Source organism: Rhizobium sp. 18055, from assembly GCF_902706285.1.
Classification (GTDB): Bacteria; Pseudomonadota; Alphaproteobacteria; order Rhizobiales; family Rhizobiaceae; genus Rhizobium.
Window position 1 is genome coordinate 194,893 of sequence record NZ_CACSKD010000009.1, and the last position, 24,148, is coordinate 219,040.

General features: G+C 61.6%; 21 protein-coding genes. 12 read left to right on the forward strand and 9 right to left on the reverse strand.

Translation table 11 applies throughout. The features are described 5' to 3' along the window. The first annotated feature begins 1 nt into the window (after position 1). Both cyoC and cyoD read left to right on the forward strand, forming a co-directional pair. Positions 2–628 (forward strand): cytochrome o ubiquinol oxidase subunit III, encoded by a 627-nt coding sequence (gene cyoC, locus GVL52_RS17250; RefSeq protein WP_160009297.1) that lies wholly within the window; start codon positions 2–4, stop codon positions 626–628. Next, complete coding sequence (cyoD, locus tag GVL52_RS17255) at positions 625–978, forward strand: cytochrome o ubiquinol oxidase subunit IV (protein WP_244619215.1); 354 nt, start codon at positions 625–627, stop codon at positions 976–978. The genes cyoC and cyoD overlap by 4 nt, the downstream gene beginning before the upstream one ends. A gap of 84 nt (positions 979–1,062) precedes the next feature. On the opposite strand, the gene GVL52_RS17260 is transcribed toward cyoD, so the two are convergent. Further along, positions 1,063–2,112, reverse strand: coding sequence for a low specificity L-threonine aldolase (locus tag GVL52_RS17260; protein ID WP_160009299.1), 1,050 nt, complete (start codon positions 2,110–2,112; stop codon positions 1,063–1,065). 539 nt (positions 2,113–2,651) lie between these two features. On the opposite strand from GVL52_RS17260, the gene gltB reads away from it, so the two are divergent. The 5 genes from gltB (at position 2,652) to GVL52_RS17285 (ending at position 12,253) form a co-directional block, all read left to right on the forward strand. Beyond that, complete coding sequence (gene gltB / locus GVL52_RS17265) at positions 2,652–7,376, forward strand: glutamate synthase large subunit (protein WP_160009301.1); 4,725 nt, start codon at positions 2,652–2,654, stop codon at positions 7,374–7,376. A 51-nt stretch (positions 7,377–7,427) separates the two neighbouring features. Next, a complete protein-coding gene (locus GVL52_RS17270; protein WP_160009303.1) occupies positions 7,428–7,676 on the forward strand; it encodes a hypothetical protein in 249 nt (82 codons plus the stop codon). Positions 7,677–7,728: 52 nt separating this feature from the next. Further along, entirely contained in the window at positions 7,729–9,183 is a 1,455-nt protein-coding gene (locus tag GVL52_RS17275) for a glutamate synthase subunit beta (protein ID WP_160009305.1), read from the forward strand. A gap of 204 nt (positions 9,184–9,387) precedes the next feature. Next, on the forward strand, positions 9,388–10,020 hold the full coding sequence (locus GVL52_RS17280; RefSeq protein ID WP_160009307.1) for a LysE family translocator: 633 nt from the start codon (positions 9,388–9,390) through the stop codon (positions 10,018–10,020). Between the two features lie 190 nt (positions 10,021–10,210). Further along, complete coding sequence (locus tag GVL52_RS17285; protein ID WP_160009309.1) at positions 10,211–12,253, forward strand: diguanylate cyclase; 2,043 nt, start codon at positions 10,211–10,213, stop codon at positions 12,251–12,253. Positions 12,254–12,273: 20 nt separating this feature from the next. Here GVL52_RS17285 and GVL52_RS17290 read toward each other — a convergent pair whose 3' ends face one another. Together GVL52_RS17290 and GVL52_RS17295 are read right to left on the reverse strand one after the other, a co-directional pair. Further along, positions 12,274–13,485, reverse strand: coding sequence for an SGNH family hydrolase (locus GVL52_RS17290; protein ID WP_160009311.1), 1,212 nt, complete (start codon positions 13,483–13,485; stop codon positions 12,274–12,276). Between the two features lie 87 nt (positions 13,486–13,572). Beyond that, positions 13,573–14,796: a lytic murein transglycosylase gene (locus GVL52_RS17295; RefSeq protein ID WP_160009313.1), complete on the reverse strand. Its 1,224-nt coding sequence runs from the start codon at positions 14,794–14,796 to the stop codon at positions 13,573–13,575. A 201-nt stretch (positions 14,797–14,997) separates the two neighbouring features. Between GVL52_RS17295 and galU the strand changes: the two genes are divergently transcribed. Continuing rightward, positions 14,998–15,885 carry a UTP--glucose-1-phosphate uridylyltransferase GalU gene (gene galU, locus GVL52_RS17300; protein ID WP_160009315.1) on the forward strand — a complete coding sequence of 296 codons (888 nt, stop codon included), beginning with the start codon at positions 14,998–15,000 and terminating at the stop codon, positions 15,883–15,885. 18 nt (positions 15,886–15,903) lie between these two features. Here galU and GVL52_RS17305 read toward each other — a convergent pair whose 3' ends face one another. After that, positions 15,904–17,433 (reverse strand): outer membrane beta-barrel protein, encoded by a 1,530-nt coding sequence (locus GVL52_RS17305; RefSeq protein WP_160009317.1) that lies wholly within the window; start codon positions 17,431–17,433, stop codon positions 15,904–15,906. Between the two features lie 139 nt (positions 17,434–17,572). Here GVL52_RS17305 and GVL52_RS17310 point away from each other — a divergent pair, with 139 nt between their 5' ends. Beyond that, entirely contained in the window at positions 17,573–18,568 is a 996-nt protein-coding gene (locus GVL52_RS17310) for an SIS domain-containing protein (protein WP_160009319.1), read from the forward strand. Between the two features lie 20 nt (positions 18,569–18,588). Here the strand turns inward: GVL52_RS17310 and GVL52_RS17315 are convergent, their stop codons facing one another. Next, complete coding sequence (locus GVL52_RS17315; protein WP_160009321.1) at positions 18,589–19,044, reverse strand: NfeD family protein; 456 nt, start codon at positions 19,042–19,044, stop codon at positions 18,589–18,591. Between the two features lie 3 nt (positions 19,045–19,047). Beyond that, positions 19,048–20,058, reverse strand: a complete 1,011-nt coding sequence (locus GVL52_RS17320; protein WP_160009323.1) for an SPFH domain-containing protein — start codon at positions 20,056–20,058, stop codon at positions 19,048–19,050. Positions 20,059–20,269: 211 nt separating this feature from the next. Here GVL52_RS17320 and queC point away from each other — a divergent pair, with 211 nt between their 5' ends. Genes queC through queE form a run of 3 tightly spaced genes read left to right on the forward strand, consistent with a single transcriptional unit; the run spans position 20,270 to position 22,070 of the window. Then, positions 20,270–20,980: a 7-cyano-7-deazaguanine synthase QueC gene (gene queC / locus GVL52_RS17325; protein ID WP_160009325.1), complete on the forward strand. Its 711-nt coding sequence runs from the start codon at positions 20,270–20,272 to the stop codon at positions 20,978–20,980. Further along, positions 20,980–21,336 carry a 6-carboxytetrahydropterin synthase QueD gene (gene queD / locus GVL52_RS17330; RefSeq protein ID WP_160009327.1) on the forward strand — a complete coding sequence of 119 codons (357 nt, stop codon included), beginning with the start codon at positions 20,980–20,982 and terminating at the stop codon, positions 21,334–21,336. Before queC ends, queD begins: the two co-directional genes overlap by 1 nt. After that, the gene (gene queE, locus GVL52_RS17335) at positions 21,333–22,070 is read left to right on the forward strand and encodes a 7-carboxy-7-deazaguanine synthase QueE (protein WP_160009329.1); all 738 of its coding nucleotides are present in this window, start codon (positions 21,333–21,335) and stop codon (positions 22,068–22,070) included. The genes queD and queE overlap by 4 nt, the downstream gene beginning before the upstream one ends. A gap of 123 nt (positions 22,071–22,193) precedes the next feature. On the opposite strand, the gene GVL52_RS17340 is transcribed toward queE, so the two are convergent. The 3 genes from GVL52_RS17340 to GVL52_RS17350 all read right to left on the reverse strand — a co-directional run. Beyond that, positions 22,194–22,595: a hypothetical protein gene (locus GVL52_RS17340; RefSeq protein ID WP_160009331.1), complete on the reverse strand. Its 402-nt coding sequence runs from the start codon at positions 22,593–22,595 to the stop codon at positions 22,194–22,196. Between the two features lie 100 nt (positions 22,596–22,695). Further along, a complete protein-coding gene (hemH, locus tag GVL52_RS17345) occupies positions 22,696–23,733 on the reverse strand; it encodes a ferrochelatase (protein ID WP_160009333.1) in 1,038 nt (345 codons plus the stop codon). Between the two features lie 126 nt (positions 23,734–23,859). Then, on the reverse strand, positions 23,860–24,148 hold a 289-nt coding region (locus tag GVL52_RS17350; protein ID WP_160009335.1), incomplete at its 5' end, for a LysM peptidoglycan-binding domain-containing protein.

The window sequence follows — 24,148 nt, forward strand, 5'->3', positions numbered from 1 at the left end:
CATGACCATTCAACTCGTCAACAAGGACGCCGGGCGCGTCTACCACCTTCCCGAAGAGGCGCATCAGCACAGTGGCGGCGCCACGATGCTCGGCTTCTGGATCTACCTGATGAGCGATGCGCTGATCTTCGCCTCGCTGTTTGCCGTCTATGGCGTGCTCAGCCGCAATTATGCGGGTGGGCCGGCGCCGCAGCATCTGTTCGAGCTGCCGCTGGTGGCGCTCAACACCGGCTTCCTGCTGGCGTCGTCGATCGTGCTTTCCATCGGCATGCGGGCGCTGGATGCGGGTAACCGCCAGCGGACATGGGTGCTCCTGGCGATCACCGGTCTGCTCGGTCTGGCCTTCCTCAGCGTCGAACTCTACGAGTTCGCCACGCTGATCGCCGAAGGTGCCACGCCGCAGCGCAGCGCCTTCCTGTCGGCCTTCTTCACGCTTGTCGGCACCCACGGCCTGCACGTGCTGTTCGGGCTGGTCTGGCTGGTCACCCTGCTGGTCCAGGTCGCGCAACGCGGGCTGACCGATGACAACAAGCGCCGGCTGATGTGCCTGTCGATGTTCTGGCACTTCCTCGACATCATCTGGATCGGCGTCTTTACCTTCGTCTACCTGTTTGGAGCACTCCGTTGACCGCACATCATTCCGGCGCCTCGGCTCATGGCAGCGCGAGCAGCATCTGGGTCGGGTCGATCCTTTCGATCATCCTCACCGTCATTCCGTTCTGGCTTGTCATGTCGGGGGCTCTCGAAAGCGCCACGGCCACCGCTGCGACGATCTTCGTCTTCGCGATGGTGCAGATCGTCGTTCACGTCGTCTGCTTCCTGCATGTCAACAGCCGTTCCGAGGACGGCTGGACGCTGCTCGCCTTCATCTTCACGGCGATCATCGTCGGCATCACGATCATCGGCACCATCTGGGTGATGTACCACCTGAACGCCAACATGATGCCGATGAGCGTCGGCGAGATGAACGCGATGTGACGCGACAACGCTTTGCCCTCAGCGGCGACGCGATGATATGCGGCCCGGCAATCTCAGGATTGGCGGGCCGATGTCGTTTCCGTGTCAGGATGCGAGGCAGGCGAGGAAGCCATCGACGTCGGCCGCTTCGGTGGCAAAGCTGGTGACGAGGCGGATCAAGGTTTCGTCGGCGCCGACCAGTTCGGGTCTTGCTGCCGGTACCGGCCATTCGTAGAATTTCGCGCCCTTGTCTTCCGCCGTCTTGGCCGCAGCCTTCGGGATCACCGCGAAGACCTCGTTGGAGGTGGTCGGCCAGGCAAGGCGGGCGGAATTGCTGGCGCCGATGCCGGCGCGCATGCGGTCGGCCATGGCGTTTGCGTGGCGGGCGAGGCCGAGCCAGAGATCGTTTTCCAGATAGGCATCGAACTGGGCGGCGATGAAGCGCGACTTGGAGAAGAGCTGGGCGGCGCGCTTGCGGATGAACGGCATTTCCTTTGCCTGCTCCGGGTTGAAGAAGACGATTGCCTCCGCGCACCAGCAGCCATTCTTGGTGCCGCCGAAGGAGAGGATGTCGACGCCGCGCTTCCAGGTCATTTCGGCAGGCGTGGCACCGAGCGCCACCAGCGCATTGGCGAAGCGGGCGCCGTCCATGTGGAGCGGCAGCTTGTTCGCCTTGGCGATCGCCGAGATGGCGTCGATTTCGTCCAGCGAGTAGACGGTACCGATCTCGGTTGCCTGGGTGATCGTCACTGCGGTGGCGCGGCCGTGATGCACGGCGTTTTCAGGGAAGCCTGCGATCCGCTTTACCAGCCCGGCCGGATCGATCTTGCCGGCGTCGCCCTCGACGGCGGCAAGGCGGGCCTGGCTGAAGAAATCGGGCGCGCCGCATTCGTCTTCGATGACGTGGGCCTCCGAATGACAGAAGGTGATGCCGCCGGGGCGCTGGACGCTCGCCAGCGACAGCGAATTGGCGGCGGTGCCGGTGGCGACGAAGAACACGGAGACGTCGCGCTCGAAGATTTCGGCAAAGCGGGCCTCGACACGGCGATCGAGATCGCTGGTGCCATAGGCGGCGGCAAAACCTGTGGATTCCTGCAGCAGCCTTTCGGCAATGGAACGATGGGCGCCAGCCCAGTTGTCGGAAGCAAAAAACATGGAGAAAACCTAGGGGAAAGGGGTAAGGCGGGTTCGGATCGGGAGCTTAATCCAAAGCTTCACTGGATCAAGCAATTGAGGCGCAACCCATCACAAAAATTGAATTCAGCAATCAACAATCAATATAATACGCATTGGCGTAATTTTATGTCGCGAGTTCGGCCAATTCGGCAATCTTCCGTCGCGCCTTATCATTTTTTTAATTCCCGGCTCTTGCGAAGCCGTCAGGTTTCTGGCATAGAACTGATGAATTAGGACAGGGTTGCTGTCCTATTTTGGCCGCTACGGCCGAAGAGGCGCCAAAAAACCTTACACTTGTTGGGTTTCACGCTATAGTTCATGACGCGCGGAAAATTATTCCCGCACGGAATGCATGGCAGGCGCGGAGCGCAACGGCTGGTTTCCCCGAGGGAGAGACTGCCGCCGGCGACCGGATCTTCGATAATGCAACAGTGCTGTCACGCGCCGGACCTACGATCAGGGACGGTGTGCGACGAAGAGCCGCCCGCAAGCCGCGGGCTCTGACAGGAGGGAAAACGATGACGAAGAACACGCCATCCACGGGTATCGACCAGTTCGCAGCAGCAGACGCGCGCGCGGTGGCCAATACGCGCAAACCCTTCTCCGGTCTGCCGGCCAAACAGGGCCTCTACGATCCGCGCAACGAGCATGATGCCTGCGGCGTCGGCTTCGTCGCCCATATGAAGGGCCAGAAGTCGCACCAGATCGTGCGCGACGGTCTGTTCATTCTCGAGAACCTGACGCACCGCGGTGCCGTCGGCGCCGATCCGCTGATGGGCGATGGTGCCGGTATTCTGGTGCAGATCCCCGATCGCTTCTTCCGCGAGGAAATGGCCAAGCAGGGCGTCACCCTGCCGAAGGCCGGCGAATATGGTGTCGGCCATATCTTCATGCCGCGCGACGAAAAGCAGATCGAGCATTTCAAGAAGGTGATGAAGGACGTCGTCACCGAGGAAGGCCAGGTTCTGCTCGGTTTCCGCGACGTGCCGGTCGACAACTCTTCGCTGTCGAAGGCGCCCGAGATTGCCGCGACCGAACCGCATCACTGTCAGATCTTCATCGGCGCCGGCGAAGACGCCGCGACGAACGATGAATTCGAACGCCGCCTGTTCACGCTGCGCAAGGTGATCTCCAATCGTATCTACGACGAATTCGACGGCGAGGAGAGCCACTTCTATCCGGTGTCGCTGTCGTCGGCGACGATCGTCTACAAGGGCATGTTCTTGGCCTATCAGGTCGGCGCCTATTACAAGGACCTGGCCGATCCGCGCTTCGAAAGTGCGGTTGCCCTGGTGCACCAGCGCTTCTCGACCAACACCTTCCCGTCGTGGAAGCTGGCGCACCCGTATCGCATGGTCGCCCATAACGGCGAAATCAACACGCTGCGCTCCAACGTCAACTGGATGGCGGCGCGTCAGGCGTCTGTGTCCTCTCCGCTGTTTGGGGAGGATATCTCCAAGCTGTGGCCGATCTCCTATGAAGGCCAGTCTGATACGGCCTGTTTCGACAACGCGCTCGAGTTCCTCGTGCGCGGCGGCTATTCCATGGCGCATGCCGTGATGATGCTGATCCCGGAAGCCTGGGCCGGCAACCAGTCGATGGCGGCCGAGCGCAAGGCGTTCTACGAATACCATGCAGCGCTGATGGAGCCGTGGGACGGCCCCGCCGCCGTTGCTTTTACCGATGGCAAGCAGATCGGCGCGACGCTCGACCGCAACGGTTTGCGTCCGGCCCGCTATCTCGTCACCAACGACGACCGCGTCATCCTCGCATCCGAAGCCGGCACGCTGCCGGTGCCGGAAGAGAGCATCATCAAGAAGTGGCGCCTGCAGCCGGGCAAGATGCTGTTGATCGACATGGAAAAGGGTCGGATCGTTTCCGACGAGGAAGTTAAGTCCGAGCTGGCCACCAAGCATCCTTACCGCAGCTGGCTGAACCGCACGCAGTTGATCCTCGAAGACCTGAAGCCGGTCGAGCCGCGCGCGCTTCGTCGCGACGTGTCGCTTCTGAACCGCCAGCAGGCATTCGGCTACACGACCGAAGACACCCGGATCCTGATGTCGCCGATGGCGACGACGGGCCAGGAAGCCGTGGGCTCGATGGGCACCGATACGCCGATCTCGGCGATGTCCGAGAAGTCGAAGCTGCTGTACACCTACTTCAAGCAGAACTTCGCGCAGGTCACCAACCCGCCGATCGATCCGATCCGCGAAGAGCTTGTCATGAGCCTCGTCTCCTTCATCGGACCGCGGCCGAACCTGCTCGACCATGAGGGCGCTGCCAACGCCAAGCGGCTGGAAGTGCGTCAGCCGATCCTTACCAATGGCGATCTCGAAAAGATCCGCTCGATCGGCCATACGGAAGACCGTTTCGACACCAAGACGCTCGACTTCACCTATGATGTCGAGCGTGGCGCCGAAGGCATGCCCGAGATGCTCGACCGTCTCTGCGAGCGCGCCGAAGCGGCGGTCAAGGGCGGCTACAACATCATCGTGCTGTCGGACCGTCAGGTCGGGCCTGACCGCATCGCCATCCCGGCGCTGCTGGCCACCGCTGCCGTGCACCATCACCTGATCCGCAAGGGTCTGCGCACATCGGTCGGCCTCGTCGTCGAAACCGGCGAGCCGCGCGAGGTGCACCACTTCTGTCTTCTGGCCGGATACGGCGCTGAGGCCATCAACCCATACCTTGCCTTCGACACGCTGACCGACATGCACATGCGCGGCGAATTCCCGAAGGAAGTGGATGCGTCTGAGGTTGTCTACCGCTACATCAAGGCGGTCGGCAAGGGCATCCTCAAGGTGATGTCGAAGATGGGTATCTCGACCTATCAGTCCTATTGCGGCGGCCAGATCTTCGATGCGATCGGCCTGCAGCAGCAGCTGGTCGACAAGTATTTCTTCGGCACGGCAACGATGATCGAAGGTGTCGATCTCGCGGCAATCGCCGAGGAGACCGTCGCCCGCCACACGTCCGCCTTCGGCAAGGATCCGCTGTTGGCGAACACGCTCGATATCGGTGGCGAATATGCCTACCGCATGCGCGGCGAAAGCCATGCCTGGACGCCGGATGCGGTGGCCACGCTGCAGCACGCCGTTCGCGGCAACTCCGAGGACCGCTACCGCGAGTTCGCCGAGATGGTGAACACGTCAGCGCTGCGGATGAACACCATCCGCGGCCTGTTCAACATCAAGAGCGCCGAACAGCTCGGCCGCACGCCGGTTTCTGTCGATGACGTCGAGCCGGCGGTCGATATCGTTAAGCGCTTCTCGACGGGTGCCATGTCGTTCGGCTCGATCTCAAGAGAGGCGCATACGACGCTGGCGATCGCGATGAACCGGATCGGCGGCAAGTCCAACACCGGCGAGGGCGGCGAAGAGTCCGACCGCTACATGCCGCTGGCTGACGGTTCGATGAACCCGGAACGTTCGGCGATCAAGCAGATCGCTTCGGGGCGCTTCGGCGTGACCACCGAATATCTCGTCAATGCCGACATGCTGCAGATCAAGGTGGCGCAGGGTGCCAAGCCCGGCGAGGGCGGCCAGCTGCCCGGCCACAAGGTCGATGCGACCGTCGCCAAGACCCGCCACTCGACGCCGGGCGTCGGCCTGATCTCGCCGCCGCCGCACCATGACATCTATTCGATCGAAGATCTGGCGCAGCTGATCTACGACCTGAAGAACGTCAACCCGACCGCCGATGTCTCGGTCAAGCTGGTCTCGGAAGTCGGCGTCGGCACGGTTGCTGCCGGCGTTGCCAAGGCGCGCGCCGACCACATCACCGTCTCCGGCTTCGACGGCGGCACCGGCGCATCGCCGCTGACCTCGCTGAAGCATGCCGGCTCGCCATGGGAAATCGGCCTTGCCGAGACCCAGCAGACGCTGGTGCTGAACGGCCTGCGCTCGCGCATCGCGCTGCAGGTCGATGGTGGCCTGAAGACCGGCCGCGACGTCATCATCGGCGCGCTTCTCGGTGCCGACGAATTCGGCTTTGCGACGGCACCTGTGATTGCGGCCGGCTGCATCATGATGCGCAAGTGCCATCTGAACACCTGCCCGGTCGGCGTCGCCACGCAGGACCCGGTTCTGCGCAAGCGCTTCAAGGGCACGCCCGAGCACGTCATCAACTACTTCTTCTTCGTCGCCAACGAAGTGCGCGAAATCCTGGCCTCGCTCGGCTTCACCAAGTTCGACGAGATCATCGGCGCTTCGGAGCTGCTCGAGAAAGATGAAATGCTGGCGCACTGGAAGTCCAAGGGCCTCGATTTCAGCCGCATCTTCCACAAGGTCGAAGCGCCGAAGGAAGAGACCTACTGGACGACGCGCCAGAAGCACCCGATCGACGACATTCTCGACCGCAAGATGATCGCAGAGGCGATGCCGGCGCTGACATCGAAGACACCGGTGTCGTTCGACGTCGCCATCAAGAACGTCGACCGGTCTGCCGGTGCGATGCTCTCCGGCGAAGTCGCCAAGCGCTACAACCACCGCGGCCTGAAGGAAGACACGATCAATGTGACGCTTCGCGGCACGGCGGGCCAGTCGTTCGCAGCATTTCTCGCGCGCGGCATCACCTTCAAGCTGATCGGCGACGGCAACGACTATGTCGGCAAGGGTCTCTCGGGCGGCAAGATCATCATCCGCCCGCCTGAAAACTCGAAGATTCTCGCCGAAGACTCCATCATCGTCGGCAACACCGTTCTCTACGGTGCGACCGAAGGCGAGTGCTACTTCCGCGGTGTTGCGGGCGAGCGCTTCGCGGTGCGCAACTCCGGTGCGATCGCCATCGTCGAAGGCGTGGGCGACCACGGCTGCGAATACATGACGGGCGGCGTTGTTGTCGTGCTGGGTGAAACCGGCCGCAACTTCGCAGCCGGCATGTCGGGCGGCGTGGCCTATGTTCTCGACGAGAGCGGCGATTTCGCCAAGCGCTGCAACATGGCGATGGTCGAGCTTGAGCCGGTTCCGGAAGAGGACGACATGATGGAGAAGCTGCATCATCACGGCGGCGATCTTGCGCACAAGGGACGCGTCGACGTCTCCGGTGACATGACCCGCCATGACGAGGAACGCCTCTACCAGCTGATCTCCAACCATCTGCACTACACGGAATCCACCCGTGCCAAGCAGATCCTGGACAACTGGGTCGAGTACCGCCCGAAGTTCCGCAAGGTCATGCCGGTCGAATACCGCCGTGCGCTCGAGGACATGGAGCGGGCCCGGATGGGGATCGCTGCGGAGTAGCTGACAATCGGCGCCTTGTGATATGGGTAGAACTCAATATTGGAGGCGCCGATGGGACCAGTTTCGAAAAGCTTGCAGAGCAGAGTTATTCGGGAAGACGGTGTTCGGATGATTGTCATTCCGGAAGAGATTTTCCTGATAGGCGAAGAGGTTACGGTCCGTCAGGAACGAGACGGCACAATCTCAATCCACCCTGCGGAAGAGCATGCCAGGGAAGAATTGTGGGCAAGGTTCAATCCATTCGTTGAATGGGAAAACGAAACTTGGCCGGTTGAGACGCCGAAATGGGACATAGGTTGAACTGGCTGCGCTGACGAAAGAGGCGGTCATGACTTTGAGGGAAGACAGCAGTATGGGTAAGGTAACAGGATTTCTGGAAATCGACCGGCAGGTTGCGAAGTATCAGCCGGCGTCGGATCGTATCCGGCATTTCCGTGAATTCACGATCCCGATGTCGGACCCGGAAGTGCAGAAACAGGCCGCGCGCTGCATGGACTGTGGCATCCCCTATTGCCATGGCCCGACCGGCTGTCCTGTGCACAACCAGATCCCCGACTGGAACGATCTGGTCTACAACAACAACTGGGAAGCAGCGATCCAGAACCTGCATTCCACCAACAATTTCCCCGAGTTCACCGGTCGCGTCTGCCCGGCCCCTTGCGAGGAGGCGTGCACGCTGAACCTCGAGGATGCGCCCGTCGCCATCAAGACCGTCGAGCAGGCGATTGCCGACAAGGCCTATGAGCTCGGCTTCATCCGGCCGCAGCCGGCAGCCGTTCGCACCGGCAAGAAGGTGGCAGTCATCGGCTCCGGTCCATCAGGCATGGCGGCGGCCCAGCAGCTTGGCCGCGCCGGTCACGAAGTCCATGTCTTCGAGCGCGAAAGCAAGGCCGGCGGCCTGCTGCGCTATGGCATTCCCGACTTCAAGATGGAGAAGAACTTCATCGATCGCCGCGTCGAGCAGATCTCCGGTGAAGGCGTCACCTTCCATTATGGCGTCAATATCGGCGTCGACATGAAGGTCGAGCAGCTGCTCGCCGATCATGATGCCGTGCTCTATTGCGGCGGTTCCGAGACGCCGCGCGAAGCCGGCATTCCGGGCTTCGATTTCGCTGGCGTTCACGATGCGATGCCTTACCTGGTGCAGCAGAACAAGCGCGTCGGCCGCGAAAACATCGACAGCGTCGGCTGGGCGTCGGACCCGATCCTCGCCGGTGCCAAGCATGTCGTCGTCGTCGGCGGTGGCGATACCGCGTCGGACTGCGTCGGTACGGCGTTCCGTCAGGGTGCCGTAAAGGTCACCCAGCTCGACATTCGCCCGCAGCCGCCGGAGAAGGAAGACAAGCTTGCGGTCTGGCCGTTCTGGGCGACCAAGATGCGGACCTCGTCGTCGCAGGCCGAAGGTGCCGTTCGCGAGTTCCAGGTGGCAACGCTTGAGTTCGTCGGCGAAGACGGCGTGCTGACAGGCGTGAAGTGCTGCGAAGTCGATGAACGCCGCAAGCCGATTGCCGGCACCGAGTTCATCATCAAGGCCGACCTCGCCTTCATCGCCATCGGCTTCAGCGGCCCGTTCACAGACAGCGTGCTGAAGGAGCTCGACGGCAAGCTGACGCTGAACACCGACCGCCGTGGCTCGACCAACGTCGTTGCCAACGACCGCGACTACAAGACCTCGGTCGACAAGTTCTGGACGGCGGGCGACGTGCGTCGCGGCCAGTCGCTGGTGGTCTGGGCGATCCGCGAGGGACGTCAGGCAGCGCGCGCCATCGACGAGGCGCTGATGGGTTCGACGGTTCTGCCGCGGTAACAAACGGCCGATCGATTGACATTGGGCCCTGGGCTGCGTGATGCATCCCAGGGCTTTTTTGTGGGGCTTTTGCCTGCCGCTGACACGCTGTCTGCCATCGATCGAGAAATGAGCGGAGCCATGGCAAAGGACAGCGCACCGATCTATGCTCCAGCGTGCGTCCGGCTCTCGCCACGGCTGCACTGCCCCACAGAGGACGACGCAATGCCATCGACCGAGCTTTTGATCACCTTCTTCATCACCACCACCCTGTTCGCCTATATTCCGGGTCCGGCGATGCTTTACGCCGCGGCGCAGACCCTGGCGCGTGGGCGGCGGGCAGGGTTGATGGCGACGCTCGGGATCCATGTCGGCTGCTATGTGCATGTGATCGCTGCGGCTGCTGGCCTGTCGATCATCTTCCATGCGGTGCCGGTGCTCTACATGGCGGTCAAGCTTGTCGGTGCTGCCTATCTGGTCTGGCTCGGCATTTCGCTGTTTCGCGCGAAGGGGCAGGGGGAACCGCAGCTTGCCGCCGTCGATCCGAAATCCGGGCGGCGGGCGTTCATCGAGAGCATCTCGATCGAGGTGCTGAACCCGAAGACGGCGATCTTCTTCCTCGCCTTCCTGCCGCAGTTCATCGATCCGTCGGCCGGCTTTCCGGTGTGGCTGCAGTTCGTGCTGCTCGGCACGATCGTCAATTTCACCTTTTCGTCTGCCGACGTGGTCTGCGTGATGCTGGCGGGCGCCATCGTCTCGAGGCTGCGGCAATCGCGTTCGGCGCAGCGGCTGGTTCAGCGTGCCGGTGGGGCGATGCTGGTCGGGCTCGGAGCACATCTGGCGCTGCAGAGGAGTTAGCAGGAGGCGCCGTGGGGCGCAAAAGGGCGTCCGTTTCCGATGATGTTTTCGTGCCAGTTTGCCATGAAACGGAACGCATAGAGGAACTGACCCGTCAGAAACCGTATATCAGCACTTGTTCATCTGTTAATGGCCGCGTGATATTGCAGCTCGATTGGATGACCCGGCGCAGTTTCCGACGGAGAGAGAAATGATCGTGCTTCACAACATGGGTGTACGCTCACGCATGATCGCACTTATTTCTGCGGCGATTCTTCCGTTTGCCGGGTTGATCGGCGCCGGGATTGCCTATTCCTACGCCGAGGCAGACCGCGATGCGCGCGCCACCGTGACCTATGATGCTCAGCTCGGCGCTGCCAAGTTCTCGCGCGTATTCCTGGATGCAAAGGTCGTGCTTGGTACCTTGCGTGGAATGCCGCCGCTGCAAATCCAGGATCGTTCGCGTTGCGATGGCTTCATGCAGAAGGTTCTGGCAAGCCAGCCGATGTTCGTGACAATGGGATTGATCGATGCAGCCGGCAATATCGTGTGCCACAACAAGCTGGCGGCAACCGGCCTCTTCGGTGACCATGACCTTGCCGTGCGAATGCTCAAAGCCCGTGCGGATGATCTTGTCGTCGGCCGGTTCATGGTCGGTCCGGTGAGCAAGAAGCCGACCGTCGCGGTCGCCATGCGCCTGCCGAATACTGCCAGCGGGCAGGAAATTTCCGTGTTCGGATCGCTCAATCTCGACGTTTTCCAGGAGGTTGCAAAAGCGATCGCGGGCAACACCAACCATACCGTTGCGCTGATCGACACGGCAAGCGAGCGGGTGCTCGTCAGGTGGCCGAACATCGCCGCTTTCGGGACGCCGTTCCCTAACCATCCCCTTATTCGTGGTGTTGCGCTGCATCCTGAAGGAGGGACGACATTTTCGGTCGGATTCGACGACGTCCCGCGCTTTTTCGGCTTCGCACCTGTTTCGGATGCCACCGGCAGTTCGCTGGCACTCGCGCGTGGGTTTCCCGAACAGGAGGCTTTCTCCGAGGTGAAAAGCAGATCGCTGTGGGCACTGATTTTCTCGCTGTCGGCCTTTCTCGTTGCCATCGCGCTTGCGACGACCATCGCCTACTGGACGCAGCTCAGGCCGATCAGGCGGTTGGCGCAAATGTCGGAGCGAATCGGTGATGGCGATTTCTCGACACCGGTTTCGATGGAGCGGTGGCAGGCCATGGAGTTCCGCGGCCTGGCGACCAGCTTGAACAAGAGTGCCGACAAGCTGTCGCTGGCACACGAGGCCGAACAGAAGACCATCGAAAGCGAACGGCGCTTCAGGCTGCTTGCGGACAACACGGCAGACATGATCACCACCGTCGATAATTCGGGAAAACGGACGTTTGTTTCCGGCGCATCGCGCGAGATGCTCGGGTATGAGCCTGACGAACTGGTGGGCCAGGATCCGAAGAACCTGGTGCTCAAGGAAGACCAGCGCGTTGTCGCGAGCTTTCTCGAAGAGATCCGGACGTCGGCCAAGGGCGCCAGCGAGCAGTATCGTGTGCGCCACCGCGATGGCACGATCTTATGGGTCGAGGTCAACGGCCGTCGGATGACCGATGACAGCGGCTATGTCTTCACCATGCGCAACATAGCCAAGCGCAAGACAGTGGAGGCTCAGCTGGAAGCGGCGAACGACCAGCTTTCGAGGCTGGCGACGACGGACGAGCTCACCGGGCTCAACAACCGACGGGAGTTCAACAGGCTGGTAGAGCGGGAAAGCAGGCAAAGCTATCGCGATGGCTCCGATCTCAGCATGCTGTTCATCGATGTCGATCGGTTCAAGGCGTTCAACGATGTTTACGGGCATCCCGAGGGTGACCGTTGTCTCAAGGAGGTCGCGGCAGCCATCTCCAAATGCCTGCGCCGGCCGGGTGATCTATCTGCGCGTTATGGCGGCGAAGAGTTTGCGGTGATCTTGCCGAATACGTCCGCCGATGGCGCGGCTGCGCGCGGCGACGTGATCAGGCAGGCTGTGGCTGCGCTCAACCTGCAGCATTCTGCGGGCGAGAAAGGCTATGTCACCATCAGCGTCGGTGTGGCGACCACAACCCGGCGAAGCCAGCTGCCGGGAGCGGAGCTTCTGAAAAGGGCGGACGAGGCGCTCTACACGGCGAAAGCAGAGGGCAGAGACTGCGTTGCGCAATACCAGCCGCAGGCTGCGTCGGTCAGCATGGCGGATGATCGCCAGCATCGGTGATGCCGCACATCCAGTCCGCGCTACTTCGCCGACATCTCGGCTGCTGGCTTTGCCGCCGGCATGCTGTAGTCATCGACGCGGCCGGCTGGTGGCTTGGCCATTTCGCCGTCCTCGACCAGTCTGTCGCGCGGCGACTTGATGTTGCTGACGGGCTGTACGCCGCCGCCCAGCAGCGCCATTCCGCCGTCAAGATTGGGATCGGAGAGTCCGATCGGGTCGGTATGGTCGGCAGGGTTGGATGACAGGTCGAGGGACGGCAGGTTGCTGCTGTCGAGGCGCACAAGATCCGGGCTTGCCTGGGTGCCGAGAATGCGGCGTGCGGGTTTTTCGACGTAGAAGGCGATCTTGCGGCGACCGGCGTCTGTCATGTTGATTCCATCGGAGGTGCGCAGGCGTACCTGCTGGCCGTTGATATCGGAGCCGGTGACAATGAACTCGCCACCTTCGCTGACGAAGCCGTCCCAGATGTCGACAAACTCACCGCCGATCGATTCGACCTGCTTGCGGTAGATCTGGTTCAGCTGCACGGCATCGGCCATCATCGAGGGTGAATCGAAGGCCGGCAGGCCAACCCAGAGAAGCGGGATCTTGCGCGATGTCACGTCCTTGCCGAAGGCGAGCACGCGGCGCTGATATTCGGCGTACCAGCCGTCGGTGCGGAATTTCTCCTTGCCGACGTCGGTGACCATCTGCTGGCGGTCATTGGCGCCGAGCATGACGACGACCATGGCGGGCTTGGCCTCGTCGATGAATTTGGTGAGCTGCGCCGGCCAGTCATAATAATCGTCGCGGACCAGGCCGGAGGCGACGTTGCTGTGGGTTTCGATCAGGATACCCGGTGAATCCTCAAATGCCGCATCCATGCCGACACCGAGGCCGCCGGCCAGGAAATCGCCGACCACGAGGATCTTCTGGGCATTGTCGAGCTTCTGTACGGTCTTTTCTTCCGGCGCGATGACGGGTGCCGGGCGCGGAGCCGAAACGGCTGCTTTCGGCGGCGCCTTCTTCCTTTGCGGAGGAGCGGTTCTTGGCGGTGCATATCCTCCGGGCGCCTGCGGTGCCTCCTCGATATAGCGGCGGCCCATGAAGAAATCCATGATCGAGCGGCGCTGGTAATATCGTTCCTGCGCCTGCGCCACGGGGACAGGCGGCACTATCCCCGATGACAATACCAGTGCGGCGGCGCCAAGGGCGCCCCAGCGGGCCATTGTTTTGTTTACTCGTTTACGCATCGTCAGCCGCCTCGCATCGGCGCTATTTTCTCATGGAGCGGGACGTGCGTCCACACCCCAAAGCGCGGTGCGTGTCATTTTGATCGCCTATTTGCGAAGCGCATTCAGGAGCGGCATGGACGGTTCGCCGTCGGCCTGCATGCCGATCCGTCCCTGAACGGCTGCAATCGCGGCCTTCGACCCGCTGCCGAAATTGCCATCGACCTCGCCGTCGTAGTAGCCGAGTGCCTTCAGGCGGGTCTGCAGTTCGAACTTTTCCTTGACGTCGAGTGTGCCATCCGGGCGCGGCCAGCGCTGTTTCATGCCGCCATAACCGGCGATCTCGTCGGCGAGCAGGCCAACGGCGATGGCGTAGCTGTCGGAGGAATTGTACTTCTTGATGGTGTAGAAGTTGCTGGTCATCAGGAAGCCCGGGCCATCGCTGCCAGCCAGCATCTTCAGCACGGCCTTGTCGGCGCCATTCTTGAAGCCGCTACCATTCGGACGTTTCACACCAAGCGCTGCCCATTGCGACAGGGTCAGCGTCTTGCCGGCCTGCTTCAGGGCGCTTGACGGAACTCGGACTTCATAGCCCCAGGTCTTGCCGGCATCCCAGCCGTTTTTCATCAAGAGGTTGGCAGACGTCGCCAGCGCATCGGGAATCGAATTCCAGATGTCGCGGTGGCCATTGCCGTCGGCATCGACGGCGTAGAGCAGATAGCTGGTCGGAATGAACTGGGTGTGGCCCATCGCGCCTGCCCAGGAACCGGTCATTCCATCAGGTGAGATGTCGCCGTTCTGCAATATCTTCAGCGCTGCGATCAGTTGCTTTTGTGCGAACTTGGCACGGCGCGGATCGGCATAAGCAAGCGTTGCGAGTGCGCGCGGCACATAATGCAACCTGTCATCCTTTTCGAGAACCGCGCCGTAATTCGATTCCATCGACCAGATTGCCAGGAGAATCGTTTTGTCGACACCGGAATGACGCTCGATCGCGCTCAACGTGGACGCGTGTTTTGCCATCATTTTGCGGCCGATTTGCACGGTATAGGGATTTACACGAGAATCTACGTAGTCCCATATTTTCGTTGTAAATTCAGGCTGATAGGCTGCTTTTTCCAGCACCGTGGGGTCCGGATCGCTCACACCCGCAAAGGCTTTGCGATAGGTTGCCTTGTTGATGCCATTTTGAGCGGCTGTTTGGTAAAAGTCCGCAATCCACTTCTGGAACTGCTGGTCGGCCTTCGCGTTTATGGGAGCCAGACCAGCAGACGCGGTCATGATGAATGCGAGAGCAAGACCACGAAGGGAGTATTTGTGATTTTGAGTCATCGGCGGTCATCCGTCCTTTCGTTTCAGGCACAGCAGAGCGCGAAATTTTCGCTCGGGCCTGAGACTACCCGAACGGAGTCAACAAATTCTTTACCATGACGAACGAACGCAGTCACTATTTGCAAAACGCCAGCAAATCTCATCTAATCCAATCAATTATACGTTATATTTCAAGCGATCGAATCATCGCAGGAGGATTGTGTGACAGAGCATAAAAAAGTTCGCAAAGCTGTGTTTCCGGTTGCCGGACTCGGCACCCGCTTTCTTCCGGCCACGAAAGCCGTGCCGAAGGAAATGCTGACGGTCGTCGATAAGCCGATCATCCAATATGTCGTCGACGAAGCGCTGGAAGCCGGGATCGAACACTTTGTTTTCGTCACCGGACGTAACAAGCACATCATCGAAGACTATTTCGACATTCACTTCGAACTCGAGCAGACGCTGCGCGAACGCAGCAAGAGTGCCGAGATCACGCTGCTTGCCGGCCAGCTTCCCAAGGCTGGTACCGTCAGCTTCACGCGCCAGCAGGAGCCGCTCGGCCTCGGACACGCCGTATGGTGCGCCCGCGAGATCATCGGCAACGAGCCTTTCGCGCTGCTGCTTCCCGACATGATCATGAAGAGTGACACCAAGGGCTGCATGAAGGGCATGATCGACCTTTATGCGCAGAGCGGTGGCAACATCGTCGCTGTCGAAGAGTGCGCGCCCGACCAGGCCCACAAATACGGCATCGTCGGCGTCGGTGAACCGATCGGCGATGGTTTCCACATCACCGGCATGGTCGAGAAGCCTGCCAAGGGCACGGCACCGTCGAACTTCTTCATCAACGGCCGCTACATCCTGCAGCCCGAGGTGTTCAAGATCCTCGAAACGCAGGAACGCGGTGCCGGCAACGAGATCCAGTTGACGGACGGTATGCTGAAGCTGCTGAAGGACCAGGATTTCTCCGGTTATCACTTCCGCGGCACGACGTACGACTGCGGCGCCAAGGATGGCTTCATCCTCGCCAACGTCGCCTTCGCGCTCGAGCGTGCGGACATTCGTCCGACCGTTATCGAGGGCTTCAAGGCGCTGACCAAGGACCTCTGATCGAGGTCCGTTGTTGCTCTAGCGTTTCAGCTTGAGACCGACGCCGGCTCGCCATTGCTGCGAGTCGGCGCCGGCTTTTCTGGATGTCAGTTCGTAGCCGATGGTGCTCGTCAGATCGAGATATCGGTTGATGTTCCAGGTGAGGCCAGCGCTGGTCGTGTAGACCGTCTCGTCGCTGGTGCTGCTATCCGAGGGATAGTCGCGCAAGGTAATCCCGCCCAGGAATGTTCCAACCAGATTGTCGCGCAGTTGATGCGTGACGGTCGTCGTCATCGCCCGCGAGATGTAGCCTGATTCGCCCGCAGTGGTGGACGGCTGGAGGCTGGTCTGCAGCCCGAAGTCGATATCGGTCCCTCTGAGCGGCGACCAGCGGACGCTGGCATCGACAACGGTTGCGTCAAGATCGGACAGTCGGTCGTCGTCAAAGGTGCCGATCTCGTAGCCGAGCCCGATTTCACCACGCAGCTTTTCGCCGAGATCAACCTCGACGCCTGCCTTGGCGCCGTAGGAATTGCCGGAGCGTTGGTAGCCCTGCGCGTCGGTCGTTTCGTCGTAGACCGTCTTGCCGACATTCGCTTCGATGAAGGGGATGAGGGCCGGCGACAGCTCGTAGCCGATGCGTCCGCGCAATGTGCCGCTGGTCTGGTTTCGGTCACTCAGCGACACGGTCGTTCCATCGGACAGCGTGGCGTCCGAATAGATTGTTCGCGCGAGGTCGATGCCGGTGCTGCCGCGCAGGATGCCGAAGTCCCGCTGGATTGCCGCGCCGAGATTGAGTTCTTGCACGTCCGACTGCTGGTCGGCGTTCTGGATGGCGTTCGGATCGTCCGTATCCTGGCGATAGAAGTGGTAGCCGCCGGTCAGATGCGCCGTCGTCTCCGCCGGCAGGTCGAGCCGCAGATCGCCGTTGATCTTGAAATCGGGCTGTTCCTCGCCTTCGCCGCTGACGTTCTTCTGCCAGGCGCCTTCGGTGGTGATCAGCAGTTGATGCAGCGCCCAATCCGAGGTCAGCGTCGTCAGCATGTCGGTTTCGAGGAAGGCGCGGGTCTCTTTGGTGCCGCCGTCCTTTTGCGTCTCGGTGTTGATGCTCTGGGTCACCGTCGGCCGCAGCACGAAGGTGCCGATGCGGATGCCTGGGGTCTCCTCGGTGGACAGGTTGGCGTCGGGCTTGCGCGGTCTCCGGTCGTCCAGCGGCGCTTCGCGGGTGTTCAGCCGCATGATGTCCTCGTCGAGGATCGAGCCGGTGGTTTCGTCGCTCGGCTGGTCGTCGCTTGAGGCCTTCCTGTTGGCGGCATCGGCGGCGGTCGTGTCGTCGGCTGCGCTTGCCGTGCTCGGGACCGTGGTGCCATCGTCGGGCTCGTCACCCGTGGCATCGGGCGTCGCGACATAGGAGGATTGTCCGGCGCGGGCGGGCGATGCGGATGCTTGTGCGGATTGCGCGCGCGAGGCAACAGGGGCCAGAAGCAGACCGCCGGCCAGCGCCATGGATACGGCAATGCCTGCCGCGCGGAGCGGCGTCAGACTGCTCGTGTATCTCCAATGGCCCATAAATTACGCTCGGCATGCTTCGAAGTGGTTACCCGAACGTAAAGCCTCGTGGTTAATCATTCGTTGCGAAGGCTGTCTGGCGGGCGCTCAATCACCGGTCCCGGTGGACAGAATGCGAGAAAGCGGCTAACGCATTGGCATGATCAAGAGAGCGGTAAACCTCATCGAGAATGGCGTGCTCGACTCGGCCAAGCGGACGCTCGGCACGGAGAGACGGGCGCTGGAAGCCCTCGAACAGGCCTTCGACGGCGATCTCGCCGGTCCCTTCCTGCAGGCAGTCGAGATGATCGGCGAGATATCGGGGCGGGTGATCGTCACCGGTGTCGGCAAGAGTGGCCATATCGGCGTCAAGATCGCAGCAACGCTGGCGTCAACGGGAACGCCGGCATTCTTCATGCACGCGGCCGAAGCCAATCACGGCGATCTCGGCATGGTCGGCAGGGGCGATGCGGTGATTGCCCTTTCCAAGGGCGGAGAAAGCGCGGAGCTGCGCAATATCATTGCCTACACGCGTCGCTTCTCCATTCCGCTGATCGCCATGACCTGTTCGGAAACATCTTCGCTCGGCAGGGCATCCGACATCGTGTTGCTGATGCCGAACGCGCAGGAGGCTTGCCCGCACGGACTGGCGCCGACCACCTCGACGATGATGCAGCTTGCCATGGGCGATGCGCTGGCAATCGCGCTGCTCGAAGCACGCGGCTTCACCGCCCGCGACTTCCATGTGTTCCATCCGGGCGGCAAGCTCGGCGCAGCGCTCAGCCACGTTGCCGATATCATGCACACCGGCGAACGCGTGCCGCTGGTGGCAAAGGGGACGCCTTTGCCCGAGGCGATCTCGACGCTCTCGCGCAAGCATTTCGGCTGCGTCGGCATTCTCGACGAGGATGGCCGGCTTTGCGGGATCGTGACCGAGGGCGACATGGCGCGCAATCTGACGCGCAACCTGTCGGAGCTGCTCGTCGACGACATCATGACGGCATCGCCGAAGACGGTGAAAGCCAATGTGCTGGCGACGGCGGCGCTGGCTCTGCTCAACAAGCACAGCATCGGGGCGCTGATTGTCGTCGATGACGACAACCGACCGGTCGGGCTGGTGCATTTCCACGATCTGCTGAGGATCGGCGTCGCCTGATCGAGGCATACTTGATCGTATCAGGCCTGCTCGACCGTCAGGTCGCGACCATTGCTCGACACGACCTTTACCCGCGTTCCGACCGGCAGATCGGGACCGCTGACGCGCCATTGCGTGTCGTCCAGCCTGATGCGACCCTGGCCTTCGAGGATCGGTTCGGCCAGGGTGGCGGTGCGGCCGACAAGGCTGGCACCGCGCTGGTTGAGGAAGGGTTCGTCAGTCTGGCCGTGATCCCGGGTCAGCCTGCGGCCGATGAAGGTGGCGGCGACCGCGAAGGCGGCAAACAGGATCGCCTGCAGCTGCCAGGCCCAGAAGGCGCTATCCCAGAACAGCAGCGACAGGGCGCCGACGGCAATCGCCGCAAGGCCGATCCAGACCAGGAAGAAGCCGGGCACCATCATCTCGGCGGCGAGCAGCACGAGGCCGATCACCCACCAGCTCCATGGCCCCAACTCCGATGTGATGGCGGCGAACATCGATCAGCGCTCCGAATTCGGATTGAACGGATTGACCTGCGGCGTCGTGCGCGTCGCCACCTGACGGGGCGCCGGTGCTGCGGGCGGATTGCCGCTGTCCCCGAACACTTCCCTGGCGATGGCGCCGATGCCGCTCAGCGAGCCGAGAATGGCGGACGCCTCGATCGGCATCAGCACCACCTTGGAATTGCTGGCCGAGCCGATGGCTGTCAGCGCTTCGGTGTATTTCTGCGCCACGAAGTAGTTGATCGCCTGCACGTCACCGGCGGCGATTGCTTCGGACACCATTTTCGTTGCCTTGGCTTCGGCTTCGGCCAAGCGTTCGCGGGCTTCGGCGTTGCGGAAGGCTGCCTCGCGTTGGCCCTCGGCCTGCAGGATGGCCGACTGCTTGGCGCCCTCGGCGCGCAGGATCTGGGCGTTTCTGGAGCCTTCGGCTTCGAGAACCTGGGCGCGCTTCTCACGCTCGGCCTTCATCTGCCGCGCCATGGCATCGACAAGGTCGCGCGGCGGCTGGATGTCCTTGATCTCGACGCGGGTGACCTTGATGCCCCAGGGGCGGACGGCGTCATCGACCACGCGCAGAAGCCGGTCGTTGATCGCATCGCGGTTGGAGAGCAGCTCGTCGAGATCCATCGAGCCCATGACCGAGCGGATGTTGGTCATCGTCAGGTTGAGGATGGCGTTTTCGAGGTTGGAGACCTGGTAGGCGGCCTGGGCGGCGTTGAGGATCTGGTAGAAGGAGACGGCGTCGGCGGAGACCGAAGCATTGTCCTTGGTGATGACTTCCTGGGTCGGAACGTTCAGCACCTGTTCCATGACGTTCATGCGGGCGCCGACGCGCTCGATGAACGGGGTGATAATGTTGAGGCCGGGTTCCAGCGTGCGGGTGTAGCGGCCGAAGCGCTCCACCGTGTACTGATATCCCTGCGGCACGGTCTTGATGCCGGCAAACAGCACCAGAATGACGAAGATCACCAAAGCGATGACCATGATGTCGAAGCCGCCCAAAACCATGAAATTCCTCCGCAATCCGAATCGAATGAGCGCACTTTAGCCGAGACGATCCCGAAAGCCACGCTCTTCGCCGACCCGGCGCTGATCGCGCCATTTCGTCGCCCCCCTGATATGGGGTTTCGATTGGTTCTTCACAACGGGGATGCTTTGGCCTAGAAGGCGCCTCGTATCCGGTCGCAGCCCACCCGGTCAAAACAAGGGATCTGACATCATGAAGACAATCGTCATCTGCTCCGGCGGATTGGACTCCATTTCGCTCGCCTACAAGGTGGCAGCGGAACAACAGCTTATCGGCCTGCTCTCCTTCGACTACGGCCAGCGGCACCGCAAGGAGCTGGACTTTGCCGCGGCCTGTGCCAACCGGCTCGGGGTGCCGCACCAGATCATCGACATCCGCCCGATCGGCGCCCATCTGACCGGCTCGGCCTTGACCGATGATATCGACGTGCCCGACGGTCACTATGCCGAGGAGACGATGAAGGCGACGGTGGTTCCCAACCGCAACGCCATCATGCTGGCCATTGCCTTCGGACTTGCCGCCGCGCAGAAGGCCGATGCGGTGGCCGTTGCCGTGCATGGCGGCGACCATTTCATCTACCCGGACTGCCGGCCGGGCTTCATCGACGCCTTCCAGGCGATGCAGAACGAGGCGCTCGACGGCTATGCCAGCGTTTCGCTCTATGCACCTTACGTGAACGGCTCCAAGGCCGATATCGTGACCGACGGCACGAAGAACGGCACGCCGTTTGCCGAGACGTGGTCCTGCTACAAGGGCGGGCTTCGCCATTGCGGCCGCTGCGGCACCTGCGTCGAACGGCGTGAGGCCTTCCATCTGGCCGGCGTTATCGATCCGACCGGGTATGACGATGCCGATTTCTGGGTGGCTGCGACGAGCGGGTTCTCGGCGCAGGAGGTGAAGTAGTGTTTCGCATCACCAAGGAATTCCACTTTTCCGCCTCGCACCAGCTGACACATCTGCCTGCCGATCATCAGTGCGCCCGGCTGCATGGGCACAATTACATCGTCGTGGTCGAGCTTGCAGCAGCCGAGCTCAACGATGACGGCTTCGTGCGCGACTATCACGAGCTGGCGCCGCTGAAGCTCTATATCGACGATCGCTTCGACCATCGGCATCTGAACGAGGTGCTCGGGAATGAGCGGGTGACTTCCGAATTTCTCGCAAAGCATTTTTACGACTGGTGCAAGGCGCTGATGCCGGAGACGTCGGCGGTGCGGGTCAGCGAGACGCCGAAGACCTGGGCGGAATACCGGCCATGAGTGGGGCTCGCCAGGCACCGATCCGCGTCAGCGAGATCTTTGGGCCGACGATCCAGGGGGAGGGCTTGCTGATCGGGCTGCCCACCGTGTTCGTCAGGACCGGGGGCTGCGACTATCGCTGTTCGTGGTGCGATACGCTGCATGCCGTCGATAGCGACTATCGCGACCAGTGGCGGCCGATGTCGGTCAGCGAAATCTGGGCGGAAGTGGTAGCCCTATCGGGCGGCCAGCCGCTGACCGTCTCGCTCTCCGGCGGCAATCCGGCAATCCAGCCGTTCGGGCCGCTGATCGCCCACGGGCATGATCAGGGCTATACGTTTGCGCTGGAGACGCAGGGCAGCGTCGCCAAGGACTGGTTTGCCGATCTCGATACGCTGGTGCTGAGCCCGAAGCCGCCGTCGAGCGGGATGGAGACGGACTGGGGCGCATTCGACGACTGTCTGCGCATGGCGGCTTCAGGGCCGCAGGTGGCGCTGAAGATTGTGGTGTTCGATGATCGGGATTATGCCTATGCGCGGGACGCGTCGGCTCGCTATCCGGATCTGCCGGTCTACCTGCAGCCGGGGAACCACACGCCGCCCCCGCCAGACGATGATGACGCCCGGATCGATATCGACGGGATCATGGAGCGGATGCTTTGGCTGGTCCGCAAGGTGACGGATGATCGCTGGTTTGCGGCGCGGGTCTTGCCGCAGCTGCATGTGCTGTTGTGGGGGAACAAGCGAGGGGTGTGAGTTTTGGAGAGGATGTGCCGTGTAGCTAACCCTCATCCGCCTGGGAGGCAAAAGGATGCTCACACGTCACTCCAGGACCTGATCAGCAGTCGTCTCAAACGAAAAAAAGCTTAGCAAGTGGCTTTAAGAGCCGACGAACGTCCCATCGGCCGCAACCCAGATCACGCCCGGTATTTCATAGAAATATACGAGTAAGTCTATGTGGTCCGGGTGGTCGACGTGACACGGCCAGTCGCTCCGAAGTGCACTGACGATCTCTTCCACTGGAGCGTTCCATCGGGCAGCAGTATCTTCGATTGTAAGTCGAGGGTGGGGATTGGAAGGTGACGTGTAGCAATCCGCATCGGGAGCGATGAAATAAATTCTCTCGGCTTTAAGCAGCTGCGTAATGACACTGAAAAATACTTCGACGTGCTTGTTGAACGGGAGCTCTGGGTTTCGCCCGCCAATCGCACTGAATAGACTGCTGATCCATAGACCAAATGCATCTTCAATTGCCTGATCTGTATCCACAGTCTTCTGCACTCTTGGTCTCCTTCACGCGGCCCAATCCTGCTGGATGATCAACGGCCCTTGCTTAGCGAGCGCGGCGAAATCTGAGGATGGTTTCAAATCCAGCAGCCAATCACACCCAGCCAAGCAATTCGCGCCGCACCACCGTCTCCAGCACCCGCATGCCATCCTCGCTGTCGTTCAGACAGGGGATATGGGTGAACTTCTCGCCGCCGTTCTCATGGAACGAGTGCGCTGCCTGCTCGGCGATTTCTTCCAGGGTCTCGAGACAATCGGAGACGAAGCCGGGGTTGAGCACGGCGATGCGCTTGACGCCGTCCTGAGCGAGTTTCTCCACTGTCTTGTCGGTATAGGGCTGCAGCCATTCTTCCGGTCCGAAGCGGGACTGGAAGGTGATCATGAACTGGTCCTTCGACAGGCCGAGCTTTTCGCGCAGCAGGCGGCCGGTCTTCATGCACTGACAGTGATAGGGATCGCCTTTCTTGAAGTAGGACATCGGGATGCCGTGGAACGAGGCGAGGATCTTTTCCGGCTGCCAGTCGAGCGTTGCCAGATGCATGGTGATCGAGTTGGCCAGCGCCTCGATATAGCTGTCGTTGTCGTGATACTCGGGCACGGTGCGCAGCGCCGGCTGCCAGCGCATTTTCAGCAGATGCTGGAAGGCCTTGTCGTTGACGGTGGCGGTCGTCGCCGCCGCATATTGCGGATAGAGCGGGAAGAGCACGATCCGGTCGCAGCCATCGGCCTTCAACGCATCGATGCGCGAGGCGATCGACGGGGTGCCGTAGCGCATCGCCCAGTCGACCTGGACGTTGGGCAGGTCTTTCAGCCGTTCACCCATCAGTTCGGCCTGGCTGCGGGTGTAGGTGCGCAGGTAGCTTTCGTCGCGTTCCTTGTTCCAGATCAGCTCATAGGCCTTGCCGACCTTGCCGGGGCGGGTGTTCAAGACGATGCCGAACAGGATCGGGTACCACTTCCACGGCGACCATTCGATGACGCGCTTGTCGGTCAGGAATTCCTTGAGATAGCGGCGCATCGAGGTGTAGTCGGTGCCATCGGGAGTGCCGAGATTGACCAGCAGGACGCCGACCTTGCCGAACGTCACGACAGGATGGTCCGCCGGGCGGTGCGTGGTATCAACGGTCGTCATCAAAACCCCAATGCTCATCTTCTCTGACCGGTTCATACGCAGCCCGGCCCGGATGGTTCATCCTATAGGAACAAAAACCGGCCCGGGGAACCCCCGGACCGGCTTTGAAGCTTGGGACAAATCGTCTTACCTGGACGGGATCTGCAGCTCCTTGCCAACCGTCAGGTGACGTGGCGTCGGCTTGCCGTTGGCCTCCGAGATCTTCTTCCAGAGCGTGCCGTCGCCATAGAACTGCTTGGCGAGATCCCAGAGCGTATCGCCCGATGCGATGACGTGGCTGGTCGGGGTGTTCGGGGCCAGCGCTGCCGGTGCCTCGGCGGCAGGGGCGGGTGTTGGCGTTGCTGCAGGCGCCGCCGGGGCAGGCGTTGCTGGTGCAGCCGGCGTTGCGGGGGCCGGGGTTGCAGGGGCTTTCTCT